This window comes from Micromonospora sp. CPCC 206061 (genome assembly GCF_036906915.1).
GTDB lineage: Bacteria > Actinomycetota > Actinomycetes > Mycobacteriales > Micromonosporaceae > Phytohabitans.
Genome location: NZ_JBAKHX010000016.1, coordinates 64,568 through 79,308 on the forward strand (window position 1 = coordinate 64,568; position 14,741 = coordinate 79,308).

A 14,741-nucleotide genomic window follows, 5' to 3' on the forward strand; every position below is an offset into this window, starting at 1 on the left:
CGCGGGACAACCCGCGGCGGCGAGAAGCCGTTTGCGTCCGCGCGACGCGGGCTCCACGACTGACGGCCGGCCCGTGTGCCAGTCCGCGGCCGCCTGTCCCCGCACAAGGTATGGAGTGCGCCTTCTCAGACCCAATAGGAGGGACCACGTGAGCGCCAGGTACCTCAGCTTTGAACGTAGGCCGGCACGTTCTTTTATCAGGAGCGTTATCGCGACGCTCGCGGCCGTCACAGTGCTCGCCGCCTGTGGCAGATTCGGCGGTGACGACGAGGGTACGGCCGGCGGCCCGGTTCGCATCAAAGTGTGGGCCTGGTACCCCGAGTTCAAACCCGTTGTCGACCTGTTCAACGCCACGCACAAGGACATCCAGATCGATTGGACCAACGCGGGCACCGGGCAGGACCAGTACACCAAGCTGCAGACCGCGCTGAAAGCCGGCAGGGGCGCACCGGACGTTGTGATGCTGGAGTTCCAGGAACTGCCGACGTTCCAGCTCACCAAACACCTGGTAGACATGGGAAAGTACGGCGCCAACGACATCAAGGACAACTACGTCGACTGGGCCTGGAAGCAGGTCAGCAAGGGTGACGCGGTCTACGCCATCCCTGTCGACGCGGGCCCGATGGCGATGCTGTACCGGCAGGACATCTTCGACAAGTACCAGCTGACCGTGCCGAAGACCTGGGACGAATTCAAACAACAGGCGCAGAAGCTGAAGGCCGCCTCAAAGACCAGCTTCATGACCGACTTCGGCGCCAACGACGGCGGGTTCATGACCGGACTCATGTGGCAGGCCGGTGCCCGCCCGTACACCTACTCCATCGCGGACCCGTCACAGGTCGGGGTCCGTGTGAACGACGCGGCCGCGAAGAAGACGATGGCGTACTGGGAGGACATGGTGGACAGTGGCCTCGCCGACACCACGGCCTTCGGTACTACCGATTTCTACAATGGTCTCGCCAGCGGCAAGTACGCCACCTATCTGGCCGCCGGCTGGGGCCCTGGCTATCTGCAGAGCGTCGCCAAGACCACCACCGGCACGTGGCGCGCCGCGCCACTTCCACAGTGGAACGCGGGCGAGAACGCGCAGGGTGACTGGGGCGGGTCGTCATTCGCAGTGACCGACCAGACGCAGCACCCTGAGGAGGCTACCAAGGTGGCCATGGAGATCTTCGGGTCCAACGAAGATGCCTGGAAGATCGGCATCGACAAGGCGTTCCTCTTCCCCACCGCCACCTCCATCCTCGAGTGGGACTACTTCCGGAACAAGGAGTACGAGTTCTTCGGTGGCCAGAAGGTCAACGAGATCTTCGTCCCCGCCTACAACGGCATCGAGTCGTTCGACTGGAGCCCTTTCAACAGCTACAACTTCAGCCAGTTGACGGCCGCGATCGGGCAGGCGGTCGAGAAGAAGACATCCTGGCCAGCCGCGCTGGACACGGTGCAGAGGAACGTGACGACCTACGCCAGCCAGCAGGGTTTCAAAGTCGCCCAATGAGCGGCGGACGGAGCAGGACAGTGACCATCGATGACCCGTTGACGACGGCGGCGGAACGATCCGCCGTCCGGGTCGGGGGGAGCATGCCGTCCGGCGCGGGCCGGCGGCACCGGTTAGACCGCCAGGCGGTGACGGGGTGGCTTTTCGTCGCTCCGTTTACCGTCCTGCTCGTCGCGTTCCTGCTGCTGCCGCTGGGATACGCGTTCAAGATCAGCCTATATCGCTCCACCCTCGTCGAGGGCGAGGTGTTCGCGTACCTCGGGAACTACCGGCAGGCGTTCGCCGACCCAGAATTCCGCGCAGGCGTCTGGCGGGTGCTGATCTTCGGCGCGTTACAGACGCCGGTGATGATTGGCGTGGCACTGCTCGGCGCACTGCTCGTCGACGGGGTCACCTCACGCTTCGCGCGGCTGTTCCGGCTCGCCGCGTTCGTGCCGTATGCGGTACCGGCGGTCATCGGCACCCTGATGTGGGGCTTTCTCTACAGCCCCAACACCGGTCCGTTGAGCTCGCTGACGAACATCAACTTCCTGACCGGAAACACCATCCTCGCCTCGCTAGGCAACATCGTGACCTGGCAGTGGGCCGGATACAACATGATCGTGCTGTACGCCGCTCTCCAAGGACTCCCCCGCGAGATCTACGAACAGGCCAAGGTGGACGGTGCCGGCCCGGTCCAGATCGCGTTACGCATCAAGACGCCCATGGTGTCGGCGGCCATCGTGCTCGTCACGGTATTCACCATCGTGGGCACCCTTCAATTCTTCGCAGAGCCGTTCATGCTCCAGCCCTTGAACCCTGGCGCCATCACCAACGACTACACACCCAACATCTACGCGTACCACCAAGCCTTCTCATACCAGCAGTACAACTACTCGGCGGCGATCTCGTTCCTGCTCGGGGCGGTGGTCTTCGTCGGGTCCTACATATTCCTGTTCGTGAACCGCCGAAGGAGCGCGCTGCGGTGAGCACTCCGAACGCCTCTGAGAAGCCGCGCCGCGCCGGCGGTCGGATGCTGTCCCACGCCATCATGGCGCTGATGGCCGCCTACTTCCTGCTACCGTTTTGGTGGCTGGTGGTGGCTTCCACAAAGGACAACGACGACCTGTTCAACACCGCCCCGCTTTGGTTCACCTCTCGCAACGAGTTCTTCGACAACCTACGGGTGCTGTTCAGTCAGGGCGACGGCATCTACTTCATCTGGCTGCAGAACTCGGCGTTCTACTCGATCGTATGCGGCGTCGGGGCTACCGCCGTCGCGGCGTTCGCCGGGTACGCCTTCGCCAAGCTGCGTTTCCCCGGCCGCAACCTGCTGTTCTCACTGTTGCTGGGCCTCATCATGGTCCCCGCGACCGCACTCGTGCTGCCGACCTACCTGTTGATGAGCCGGCTTGGGCTCACCGACACGATCTGGGCGGTCATCCTGCCTTCGCTGCTCAACCCGTTCGGCGTCTACCTGCTACGGGTGTACGTGCACGACTCGGTGCCAGACGAGATGCTCGAGGCGGCCCGTCTGGACGGCGCGAGCGAACTGAGGGTATTTCGTAGCGTGGCGCTGCCGATGATGCGGCCCGCACTGGTGACAGTGCTGTTGTTCACCATGGTGGCGACCTGGAACAACTTCTTCCTGCCGCTGGTGATGTTGAGCGACGACAAGCTCTACCCTCTGACCGTCGGGCTGCGGTCGTGGTATCTGGCAGCGACGCTAGGCAACGCCGGGCCGGCGCTGTTCAACGTCATCGTGACGGGCGTGCTGGTCGCGATCGTGCCGCTGATCATCGCGTTCCTCCTGCTCCAACGGTACTGGCGCGGCGGCCTCACCATGGGCTCCCTCAGATAGCCGTCCCGGCGCGGACGGCTTCCGTAGGAACGGATCAGCAGCAGGGTGCCCGGACCGTCCGGTCTGGGCACCCTGCGGACCGGTTACGGACCTGGTGCCACGGTGAAGGCGTCCCAGTCGAGGACCCGGTTGACCCGGTAGAACTCGCCCAGGTCTCCGCCGCCGGTGCTGTTCTCGCCGGCGGGGATCATGCAGGCGGCTGCACCCACGGGCAGCGAGTCCAGCACGGTGTACGAAGGCCGGGCACCAAGCACATGTCGAGGACTATCGATTGACAATCAAGCGCTCGCCCGTAACACTTCTTGACACGTCTCAATGGGAGCGCTCACAGGGCCTGTCAGCAGGCCATTAACCCCACGCGAGGAGTGATCGTGTCGATGCAACGACGTACGTTCCTGAAGGCGAGCGCCGCAGGCGCGGCGGCCGTGGGAGGCGCGGCCCTGCTCGGTACCTGGCAGGCACACGCCGCACCGGTCAACACCCTGGACACCGCGCCGACCACACCATTCAGGGTAGGAGTACGCCGATACAACTGGACACGCGGCAGCCGCCCATGCACCACCTACGTCTACTACCCCGCCACCGGCACCCCAGGCGGCAACCCCGTCACCGACGCCCCCGCCGCCGCCGGGATCTTCCCCGTCTACAACTTCACCCACGGCTACGGCAGCAGCCCACAAAACTCGCTGTTCATCATCCGCGCCCTAGCCGCGGCAGGGTTCATCGTCCCCGCCCCCCACTTCCAGCACAACTTCAGCGACGTCAACAACGGCAACACGTCCAAAGACGTCTCCGAGATCCTGACCCGAACCCTCGCCCTCAACAGCAGCGGACCGCTGGCCGGACACATCAACACCAGCATCGGTGTCGGCGTATCAGGCCACTCCCTAGGCGGCATGACCACCCACGGCCTGCTCACCTCCTGGCCCGACAGCCGCATCATCTCCGCCAACCCGCAATCATGCGTGGACATGGGCAACCCCGCCAGCTCCGTAAAGGCCAAAGTCCTGTTCGTCCACGGCGACCGCGACTCGACCACGCAATACTCCTCGGCCCGGCAGGCGTACACCGAGATGCCCGCACCCAAAGCCTTCCTCACCTTCGTCGGCGGCAGCCACACCAGCTTCTGGAGCGACAACCGCTTCCCCAACACCGTCGTCGACTGGGCACGCTGGAGCATGTACGGCGACACCGCCGCCCGCGACCGCCTCCCATCCGACGCAGCCGGCTCCAACACCAGATGGGAAGCCAATCTGGGCACGACTCCGACCTCGGCACCGGCGACGACGGCCCCCCCGACGACACCTCCCCCGACGACCCCGGCACCCGGCGGCGCGGTCAGCGCCACCTACCGGACCGTCAACAGCTGGCAGGGTGGCTACCAGGCCGAGGTGACGGTGACGGCGGGCAGTTCGCCGATCAACGGCTGGACCGTCCGGTGGACCCTGGCGAGCGGCCAGACCATCAGTCAGCTCTGGAACGGCACATTGAGCACCAGTGGCTCGGAGGTGACGGTTCGCAATGCCTCCTACAACGGGTCGTTGGCCGCCAACACATCAGCCACCTTCGGATTCACCGGGACGGGCTCCCCGTCGACTCCCTCGCTGACTGCGACCACGCCGTAGCAGTCGATGCCCGTCTTTGTTTGGAGTGGATGATGAGACGTGCGATTGCGCTGATCGCGGCAGTCACCGTGGGTCCTTTCGCGGTCGTCGCGGTTTCGGCGACGACGAGCGGCGCGGCGGCCGGTCAGGTGTATTACGTGGCCCCGAACGGCAGTGACAGCGCCGCGGGCACGCAGGCCGCCCCGTGGGCGTCGATCGCCCGTGCGCAGACGGCTGTCCAGTCTGGAGACACGGTCTATTTCCGGGGCGGCACCTACGCCTATACCCGCGCGAACAGCGGCTGTTCGAGTCGGACGGCCCGAGTCGACGCGATCACCCTGAACAAGAGCGGCACTTCAGGCAATCCCATCCGCTATTGGGCCCATCCGGGCGAGAAGCCGGTCTTCGACTTCTCCCGGATGACGGACGACTGCCGGATCAAGGGATTCAGCGTCACGGGCAGCTACATCCACCTCAAGGGGCTGGAAGTCAGGGGCGTGCCGCAGAACAATACTTTGAACGCTGAGTCATGGGGGATCTGGGTTTCGGGTAGCAACAACGTCTTCGAGCAGATCGACACCCATCACCACATGGGGACCGGGCTGTTCATCAACGGTGGAGGCGGCAACCTCGTCCTGAACACGGATTCGCACGACAACTATGACCTGCGCAGCTCGGACGGGCCGGGTGAGAACGCCGACGGTTTCGGTTCGCACTACACGCCGGCTGGCCGTCCGGCGAACGTGTTCCGAGGTTGCCGCGCGTGGTGGAACGCCGATGACGGGTTCGACCTGATCTCCACCTACTCGCCCGTGACCATCGAGCACTCGTGGGCCTGGCGCAACGGGTACGTGCCGGGTACGACGACGTCGTCCGGCAACGGCGCCGGCTTCAAGGTCGGAGGCTTCGGCGCCGAGTGGGACTCCGGCGCGGTCAAGCACACCGTCCGCTTCTCGGTGGCGTTCGCCAACAAGGCGGCGGGTTTCTACTCCAACCACCACCCGGTGGCCAACGACTACTTCAACAACACCGGCTACGCGAACCGCCCGAACTTCGACATGCGTGGAATCGATTCCAGTGGCGCCGCCGTCGGCCGGGGCAACCTGCGCAACAACATCGCCTACTCCGGCACCGCGACATCGAACATGAACGGTACGAACGCCTCGTACAACTCCTGGAACCTGGGCATCACCCTGTCGGACGCGCAGTTCCAAAGCGTGTCGACGTCCGGCTGGGACGCGCCCCGCCAGACCGACGGCAGCCTGCCCGTGCTGCCCCACCTGCGCCTCGCGGCGGGCAGCACCCTCATCGACAAAGGCACCAACCTCGGCCTGCCCTACAACGGGGCGGCACCGGACCTTGGCGCCTTCGAGTCCGGTAGTACACCACCGCCATCCACGCGACGGTACGAGGCGGAGACCGCGCCGGCGGTGTGTCAGGGCACGATCGACTCCAACCAAGCCGGCTTCTCCGGCAGCGGTTTCTGCAACGGCACCAACGCGGTCGGCGCCTACGCCCAGTTCACCGTCGACGTGTCGGCGGCCGGCACAGCGACGTTTGCGATCCGGTTCGCCAACGGCGCCAGCAGCGGTGCGCGACCGGCGAACGTCATCGTCAATGGGGCCACGGTGGGGACGGTCTCGTTCGAACCCACAGGCGCGTGGACGACATGGGTCACCAAGACCCTGACCGTCTCGCTCAACACCGGCAACAACACCATCCGGCTGGATCCGACCACGTCAGCCGGACTGCCCAACGTCGACTACCTCGACGCCAACGGTTGAAAGGCCACACCATGATGCGTACCACGCGTAAGACACTGAAACGAGGAGCACTCGTCGCCGCCGCGATGCTGTTCATGTCGGTGGCGGCGGCCGGTGGCTTCGCCACGGCGGCGACGACGACCAGCGGTGAGACCGCTTCGGCCGGGCCTCTGGAGGGCTTGGGGAGTCTGGTCGCGGACTACAAGACGCGCTCCGCGAGCAAGTACACCGGCGACTCCTGGACACCCTTCGCCAAGGCGTTGGACACCGCAACCGAGGTCGCCGCCGACGCGTCGGCGACCGTACCGGAAGTCGCCGCCGCCAAGACGGCGCTGATGAGCGCCGCAGCCGAGCTGGAGGCCGCCGACGAGGGCACGTTCCAGACCATCACGAACAACACGTTCTGGAACGACACCAGTGGCAACCCCATCTATTCGCAGGGTGGGGGCGTTTTCAAGTTCGGCGACACCTACTACTGGTACGGCGTGCACTACCTGGGCGCCGAAAGCTACCGGGCCAACCCGACACGCAAGTACGACGACCAGGTCTCGTTCCGCTCGATCCCGGTGTACTCCTCGAAGGACCTGGTCAACTGGAAGTTCGAGAACCGGGTCGCGACGCGCTCGACCCCGATCCAAAACGGCGCCACGCTCGGTCAGGCGGGCTGGGTTGGGCGGCTTGGGGTCTCGTACAACGAGAACACCGGCAAGTACGTGCTCGCCACCCAGGCCTACGTCGGAGGCGGGCACGGGGTTCTGTTCCTGCAAGGCGACTCGCCCACCGACACCTTCGACTACGCCTACTTCCAGACCCAGGTCGTCAACTCGCCGACCACGGGCACCGGGGACCAGACCGTGTTCACCGATGAGGACGGCAAGGACTACCTGATCTTCTCCAACCGCGAAGGACGTTCGCGCGCCTTTGTCAGCAAGTTCAGGGAGTCCGACTCGCTGCGGATCGAACCGGGAGTGGAGATCGGTCGTAACTCCAACGGGCGCGAGGGCAACGCCATGTTCAAGCTCGACGGCAAGTACTACCACGCGGCGTCGGACCTGCACGGCTGGAACACGTCAGTCAACTACGTGATGGAGTCGAGCAGTGTTCAGAGCGGTTACTCGGGTGAGTACGTCCTGGCCGGCACGGAGATGGACTACAGCCACGTGACCCAGACCGGGTTCTTCGTGACGGTCAAGGGCACCAAGCAAAACACGGTGATCTACGCCGGCGACCGGTGGGCGGACTTCGCGTGGAACGGTATCGGCTACAACCAGTGGGTGCCGATCACCAGGACCGGCGCACGGCCCCAGTTCCACTCGATGACCCAGTGGCAGTTCAACGCCACGACCGGTGAGTGGCGGGTCGGGCCGCAGAACAACTACCTCCTGAACCCGAACATTCAGGCCGACCGCGTCACCGTCTCCCAGGTGCGGGGCTGGACCAATACCGGTGGAAGCGTGACCAACGTCAGCCCTGGCGCGAACGGCAGCCGCTTTGCGCTGCAGCTCGGCTCCGGATCGGCTGGCGTCCGGCAACAGATCACCGTGCCGGCCGGCACCTACAAGCTGTCCACCTACGCCAAAACCGCTGGCTCGATCAGCGGCGCACAGCTGTCGGTCACCGACGCCAGCGGCGCCACGCGTACGCTGAGCATCCCGTCATCCAGCGGCTGGACCCGGCGCGAGTCCGCGGAATTCCAGCTGGCCGCTGGCGCAGCCACCGTCACCATCCGAACCAGCGGCGGAACCCTCACCGTCGACGACCTCGCGCTGGTCAGGACGTCCGGCGACGACCCGCCGCCGCCGACCGGGCAGCGGTATGAGGCAGAGACCGCACCGGCGGTATGCCAGGGCACGATCGACTCCAACCATGCCGGCTTCTCGGGCGCCGGATTCTGCAACGGCACCAACGCGGTCGGCTCGTACGCGCAGTTCACGGCGACCGCGGCGGCGGCCGGCACCGTAACGCTGGGAGTGCGGTTCGCCAACGGCGGCAGCGGTCCGCGGGCGGCGAACCTGATCGTGAACGGTTCGACGGTGGCGACGGTTTCGTTCGAGAGCACCGGCGGGTGGACGACATGGTCCACCAAGAACCTCGCCGCATCGCTCAATGCCGGCAGCAACACCATCCAGCTCAGTCCGACCGTCGCCGACGGCCTACCCAACATCGACTACCTCAACGTCGGCGCCGCCTGACGTCCCCGTCCGATGCACTGTCACCTGACCACCGCCTGCGAAAACCGACCTTCTCCCTGGTAAGCCAGCGCGTCCGTGGCCCCGCCGACCGGGCCAGCGGGGCCGCGGACGCGCTGGCGCTTGACACCCCGGTCAACCGCGGCGGCTGGTCTGGTCGTGTGCCGCGCTCGGTGACGGCGGGCAGCGACGACCAGACCAAGAGCGACGCGGCACCCACATCGAAAGGACCGCACGTCATGCTCCGTGCTCGCGCCTGGCTCGCCGCCACGGCTGCCCTGCTCACCGCGTTCGCGGTCGGCATCGCGGCCCCCGCCGAAGCCGCACCTGGCCGCCCGTTTACCAACCCGATCAAATCGGTCAAGGCCGCCGACCCGTACCTGACCTTCTACAACGGCGACTACTACCTGGTGGGCACCACGCTTACGAACGTCCTGTCGATGCGTAAGTCACCGACGCTCGCTGGCCTCGCGACCGCGCCGTCCGTGCAGATCTGGCGGGACGCCACCAGTTCCCGCGGCACGAACTTCTGGGCGCCCGAGATGCATTTCATCAATGACCGCTGGTACGTGTACTACTCGGGTGCGCGAGTCGGCGCGACCTGCTGCGACACCCAGCGCACGCATGTGCTGGAGAGCGCCGGTACCGATCCGCTCGGGCCCTACACGTACCGGAACATGCTCACGGGCTCGAACCTGACGCCGGGCGGCTGGCTCATCGACGCCAGCGTGTTGCGCCTGAACAACTCCCTCTACCTGCTGGGCAGCGGCTTCATCAACGGCAGCGCGCAGGGCCTCGTCATCGCGCCGATGAGCAACCCGTACACGGTCAGCGGCTCCTTCAGCCTGATCTCGCAGCCCACCCACGCATGGGAGCGGTCCGGCGCGCCGGTCAACGAGGCCCCGGTGGCGTTGCAGCGGAACGGACAGACCTACGTCGTCTTCTCGGCAAGCTCCTGCCAGACCGCCGACTACAAGCTCGGCCTGCTGACGTATACCGGTGGTGACCCGCTGTCGGCCGGCTCGTGGACGAAGAGCGCCAACCCGATCTTCCAGCGCAACAACGCCGCCGGCGTGTACGGTCCAGGCCACAACGGCTTTTTCACCTCGCCCGATGGCACCGAGAACTGGATCGTGTACCACGCGAACAGCTCCGCCTCGCAAGGATGCGGCAGCGCTCGCACCGCGCGGGCGCAGAAGTTCACCTGGAACGCCAACGGCACGCCCAACCTCGGGACACCGGTCGCACTGGGCACCACGCTCGACGGGCCGGCCGGCGAGACGGCGGCCACGCCGACGGCGTACCGGATCGTCAATCGCAACAGCGGCAAGTGCCTCGACGTCTCCGGCGCCTCGAGCGCGGACGGCGCCGACGTCATCCAGTGGACCTGCAACGGCGCAGCCAACCAGCGGTGGCGGATCGAGGACCTCGGCAACGACACCAACCGGCTCGTCAGCGTCGCCAGCGGCAAGGTGCTCGACGTGAACAGTTGCAGCGGCGCAGACGGCGCCAACATCCAGCAGTGGTCGTGGCTCAACAACAACTGCCAGAAGTTCCGCGTGGTCATCAGTGCTCCCGGCGGCTGGGTGCGGCTGGAGAACGTCAGCAGCGGAAAGGTGGCGAATGTCGTCAACTGCGGCACCGCCGACGGCGCCGACGTGCGGCAGCTGACCTGGCAGTCCAACGACTGCCAGCAGTGGCAGCTCCAACCGGCCTGACCGTGCTCGCTCCCGCCCGACCACATGGCCGCTGGGCGACGAGCACTGCGTGCTCGCCGCCCAGCGGTTGTCGGCTGCCGACCGTGGCCGGCTTTAACCCTGCTGCTCCGTCATCTCCCGACAACGTCGATGACCGCGGTTACCGGTCCTAGAGCCGTCGTGCCGGTGACGATCACCTCACCGGGCGCGTCGGTCGCGCCGGCTGGTAGCGGCTGCCAGTGCACCCGGGCATGGGTGCGCTTGTTGGTGGCGGTGGTGAGCACGTGGATGGAGCGTGGTAGCTCCGGAGCGCGGCCCACCTTGGTGGTTAGGTAGACGGTGTCCTCAAGGATGTGCTTGGCGCGGCTGGCGTTGTACACATTGAAGGACGCGTGTGGCTCCCAGGTGTTGGCCAGTTCGGGGACGGCCCGGAACATCGTTTGCCATCCGGCCGGCTCCCAGACCAGCACGCCGGTGCCCTGGTTGTCGACCACGTCGTTGGCGGCTTGGAAGACCCGCTGGATGGCGTCGGCCTGGCCCTGGATCGTGCGCGGGAAGGGGGAGTTCGGCATCGGCGAGCCGTTGCCGCCCGACGCGGGATACGAAGTCTCGGCGACGTCGATCTCGTATTCGGGGTACGTGGTCGCTATCGTGTGCAGGTTGACATCCAGCGCCTCGGGGGTGCCATGCCACTCGGGGTAGTAGGAGATGGCCAGCACGTCAGGGTTTTGACCCTTGGCCTTGACGCGGGTCAGGTACTGGTGCCAGAACTCCATGGTCTTCGCGAGCCGGTTCGGGCCGACGATCACATGAATCTCCACCTTGGACTTCGGTGACGCGTCGCGGACGGCCTTGATCCCGGACGCGGCGAGCGTCGTGAACCGGTCCCACGCCTCGTCGTACAGCCGCTGCTGGACCGGGTCGGTCGATCCCCAGTACTGCCACAGCAGCCCGCCGCCGGGCTTGGACTGGTAGATGTCGGCCTGGTTGACGAAGTACGGCGGAGCGGTCGTGCCGATGATGGACGCCTCGCTGCCGTACATGAAGCCGTTGATGATCTCATTGCCGACGGCGACCTTGTCGGGTGTGGTGCCCTGCTGGATCAGTTGGCGCAGGTAGTCGGCGGTGAAGTCGTACACCGCTTCGGTCAGGTCGTCGAACTCCAGCTCGGCCCAGGCACGTGGTTTCGGTTGCTTGCTCGGGTCGGCCCACGAGTCCGCGTAGTGGAAGTCGATCCCGAGGCCCATGCCCCGTTCCTTGATCGAGCGCGCTGACGCCAGTGAGCGTTCCGGGCCTTGGCGGGGGATCGGCGTCAGTGCGCCGGTGCTCTCGTTCCTGGGCTCGTTGAAGATTCGCAGCCGGGCGTACTCCATGCCGCGGTCCTTGGATACGTCGAGCAGGTGCGGCCCTGCGCCCCGGTCGGCCGCCAGGGGATCGACCCAGTACTGCCGGTCCTGGTAGTCGTCCATCCAGGACATGTCGGCGCCCAGGATGAGATCGTCCCGCAGGTAGTTGAAGACCTGGAGTTCGCTGACACCGACCTTGGCGCGGCCGGACATACCCGTGAAGGTGAGGCGCACGAACCGCGTTCCGGGCCGGGTGAACAGGTGCACCTGCCCCCTCGACGCGGTGCGGTTGTGGGACTCGTCCGCGATCGTCTTCCACCGGCGGCCGTTGGATGAAGCCTCGACGACGTACCGGTACGCGGCACCGCGGTCCGGGAAGACCACCTTGACCTTTCGCAGGTTGTCGTAGGCGCCGCCGAGGTCCACGGTCAGCTGCTGCCGGGCGCGAGGACCATCCGCGTACCAGACGGTCGCCGGGTCGCCATCGATTGCCAGTCTGGCGGTGGCCGAGCCGCTGCTCGCCGTCGCCGAGGCCCAGAACTTGGCGGCGATGTTGCTTTCGATGGGCTTGATGTCGGCGGTGCCGAACGTCGCCTGTGCTGGCGCGGGACCTATGAGTACTTCCGTGCTGATCAGGGTGATGAGTGTTATCAGGCCGACGATGACGCGGGCGCGCCTTCGTTCCGGGGCGACCTTGAATCGTTTCACTAACTGCACCGATCCGCTGGCAGTCATTTTCAAGCCTCCATGTCGTTCACGTGGCGCGCGGCCGACCCTATGGGGTGTGACAGCTGATGCCCCTGTCGGACTCATAACTGTCAATCGACAGATACTCTCTCGTACGCCGGCTCATCCGTCTAGACCGTGAACGGGGGCAATCGGGCCCGGGTGCGCGAAATGGAACGTGTTCTAATCTTTGTCGTACGATGATGCGCATGATTGCGTCCGACGCGGTGATCTGGAACGCCCCGAACGACCCGCACCCTGCCCGCGCCGCCTCGCAGCGCTCCTACTCCGCCGTCGCGAGGGGCGACCTCGCCGGGTGGCTGTCGGTGTACGCCGAGGACGCGGTCCTGGAGGACCCGGTCGGGTCGTCGATGTTCGACCCGGAGGGCAAGGGCCACCGTGGGCACGAGGGCCTCACCGCCTTCTGGAGATCGGCGATCGCCCCCGTCGCCAAGTTCGAGTTCACCATCGACGATTCGTTCGCCAACCCGGGCAGCAACACATGCGCCAACATCGGCAAGATCAAGGCGAGCCTCGCCGATGGCAGCCACGCCACCACCGACCTGATCATGGTGTACGTCGTCGACGACCACGGACGGGTGACGTCAATGAAGGCGTACTGGGAGCCCAACCGGACGATGGCCTCCTTCCGCGCGGCCTGACTCGGTCTGGGCGCCGCGCTGGAAGGCGATGCGGTCGCCGTCGAACTGGGACGGCGCGATCTCGGCTCCGGTCAGCTTGGCGGCACGTACAGCAGCCGGTTCGGTGACGCGGGGTCGTCGAGCGAGGTGACCACGCCGGTGGTGGCGTTGGCGATGATCGCGCTGTGCACCTGGGCCGGGGTCCAGGTGGGGTTCGCACCAAGCAGCAGGGCGGCGGCGCCGGCCACGTGCGGCGCCGACATCGAGGTGCCGTCGCGGACTCCGGTCGCGGTATCCGAGGTGTGGTGCAGTGACCGGATGCCCTGCCCCGGGGCGAACAGGTCCACGCATGAGCCCTCGTTGGACAGGCCCGCGGCGCCGTCGTCGCTCCAGGTGTTGCCGACGGTGAGCGCCGCCGCGACGTACGCCGGTGTCTTGTCGCAGGCGTTGCTGCCGTTGTTGCCGGCCGACACCACGACGGCGACGCCGGTCGCGATCAGTCCTCGGGTCGCCGTGCCCACCGTGTCGGCGGTGTCGGAGGTGCGGAAGTAGCCGAGGCTCATGTTGGTCACCGCCGGTCGGACGGCGTTGGCGGCCACCCAGTCGATCGCGGCGACGGTGCGGGACATGTCGCCGAAGCCTTGGCAGTCGAACACCCGCACGGCGACCAGCGTGACGCTCTTCGCCACCCCGTGCGCGGTGCCGCCGACCGTGCCGGCAACGTGGCTGCCGTGTCCGTAGCAGTCGTCAGCGGCGCCGCCGTCGACCAGGTCGATGCCGGATACCGCCCGGCCGGCGATGTCCTGGTGGGTGGTGCGGATGCCGCTGTCGATCACGTAGGCGTGCACGCCGGCGCCGCTGGAGGACGGGTAGGTGTAGGAATTGTCGACCGGCCGGTTCCGCTGGTCGACCCGGTCCAGGCCCCATGACGGCGGGTTCAGCTGGGTGGCGTCCAGCGCTTGCGTGCGGTGGTCCTGCTCGACGTACGCGACCGCCGGGTCGGCCGCCATCCGCCGCGCGGTGGTTTCGCTGGCCCGTACCGAGAAGCCGCGCAGCGCCGTGGTGTAGCGGTGACCCACCGTGCCGCCGTACCGGGCGGTCAGGCTCGCCACGGTGCTGCTGACCCGGGTCTTGCTTGCTTTGGCGTCCTTGAGCACCACGAGGTAGCTGCCCGGGATGGCCGTCGACCCGCCGGCGTTGCGGATCTCGGCCGGTGCGGCGGGGGGTGCGGCGGTCGCCGCGGCGACGGTACCGACGGCAACGGCCGCCCCCGCGGCGGCCGTTGCGATGCAGGCGCGCAGGACGCGCGCGATGGCATGTGAGAGTGGCATTTTCCCCGTCCTTCCGATCGACCATTGTCTGATGAGACATCGACCATCGTCAGGCTAAGGGATCGGTCTGTTGCCATCAAAGGATGCGGCTCGCGAAATGGCGGAG

11 protein-coding genes are annotated in these 14,741 nt (G+C 66.4%); 8 read left to right on the plus strand and 3 right to left on the minus strand.

Annotated features, from left to right (window positions below):
- Positions 1–148: 148 nt before the first annotated feature.
- The 3 genes from V6V89_RS14460 to V6V89_RS14470 are packed head-to-tail and all read left to right on the plus strand — an operon-like array spanning position 149 to position 3,338.
- Positions 149–1,498, plus strand: a complete 1,350-nt coding sequence (locus V6V89_RS14460) for an ABC transporter substrate-binding protein (RefSeq protein ID WP_334619610.1) — start codon at positions 149–151, stop codon at positions 1,496–1,498.
- Between the two features lie 20 nt (positions 1,499–1,518).
- Positions 1,519–2,466, plus strand: coding sequence for a carbohydrate ABC transporter permease (locus V6V89_RS14465; protein WP_334619611.1), 948 nt, complete (start codon positions 1,519–1,521; stop codon positions 2,464–2,466).
- Positions 2,463–3,338, plus strand: coding sequence for a carbohydrate ABC transporter permease (locus tag V6V89_RS14470; protein ID WP_334619612.1), 876 nt, complete (start codon positions 2,463–2,465; stop codon positions 3,336–3,338). The genes V6V89_RS14465 and V6V89_RS14470 overlap by 4 nt, the downstream gene beginning before the upstream one ends.
- Before the next feature lie 83 nt (positions 3,339–3,421).
- Here V6V89_RS14470 and V6V89_RS14475 read toward each other — a convergent pair whose 3' ends face one another.
- Positions 3,422–3,592, minus strand: coding sequence for a hypothetical protein (locus V6V89_RS14475; RefSeq protein ID WP_334619613.1), 171 nt, complete (start codon positions 3,590–3,592; stop codon positions 3,422–3,424).
- Positions 3,593–3,715: 123 nt separating this feature from the next.
- On the opposite strand from V6V89_RS14475, the gene V6V89_RS14480 reads away from it, so the two are divergent.
- From V6V89_RS14480 to V6V89_RS14495, 4 genes are all read left to right on the plus strand, one after another.
- Complete coding sequence (locus V6V89_RS14480) at positions 3,716–4,963, plus strand: cellulose binding domain-containing protein (protein WP_334619648.1); 1,248 nt, start codon at positions 3,716–3,718, stop codon at positions 4,961–4,963.
- A gap of 32 nt (positions 4,964–4,995) precedes the next feature.
- On the plus strand, positions 4,996–6,726 hold the full coding sequence (locus V6V89_RS14485; RefSeq protein WP_334619614.1) for a right-handed parallel beta-helix repeat-containing protein: 1,731 nt from the start codon (positions 4,996–4,998) through the stop codon (positions 6,724–6,726).
- Between the two features lie 11 nt (positions 6,727–6,737).
- Positions 6,738–8,897 carry a CBM35 domain-containing protein gene (locus V6V89_RS14490; protein WP_334619615.1) on the plus strand — a complete coding sequence of 720 codons (2,160 nt, stop codon included), beginning with the start codon at positions 6,738–6,740 and terminating at the stop codon, positions 8,895–8,897.
- Positions 8,898–9,133: 236 nt separating this feature from the next.
- Entirely contained in the window at positions 9,134–10,612 is a 1,479-nt protein-coding gene (locus V6V89_RS14495) for a family 43 glycosylhydrolase (RefSeq protein WP_334619616.1), read from the plus strand.
- Between the two features lie 110 nt (positions 10,613–10,722).
- On the opposite strand, the gene V6V89_RS14500 is transcribed toward V6V89_RS14495, so the two are convergent.
- On the minus strand, positions 10,723–12,672 hold the full coding sequence (locus tag V6V89_RS14500; protein WP_334619617.1) for a glycosyl hydrolase 53 family protein: 1,950 nt from the start codon (positions 12,670–12,672) through the stop codon (positions 10,723–10,725).
- A 200-nt stretch (positions 12,673–12,872) separates the two neighbouring features.
- On the opposite strand from V6V89_RS14500, the gene V6V89_RS14505 reads away from it, so the two are divergent.
- A complete protein-coding gene (locus V6V89_RS14505) occupies positions 12,873–13,325 on the plus strand; it encodes a nuclear transport factor 2 family protein (protein ID WP_334619618.1) in 453 nt (150 codons plus the stop codon).
- Positions 13,326–13,396: 71 nt separating this feature from the next.
- Here V6V89_RS14505 and V6V89_RS14510 read toward each other — a convergent pair whose 3' ends face one another.
- Positions 13,397–14,635 (minus strand): S8 family peptidase, encoded by a 1,239-nt coding sequence (locus tag V6V89_RS14510; RefSeq protein WP_334619619.1) that lies wholly within the window; start codon positions 14,633–14,635, stop codon positions 13,397–13,399.
- Between the last annotated feature and the right edge of the window lie 106 nt (positions 14,636–14,741).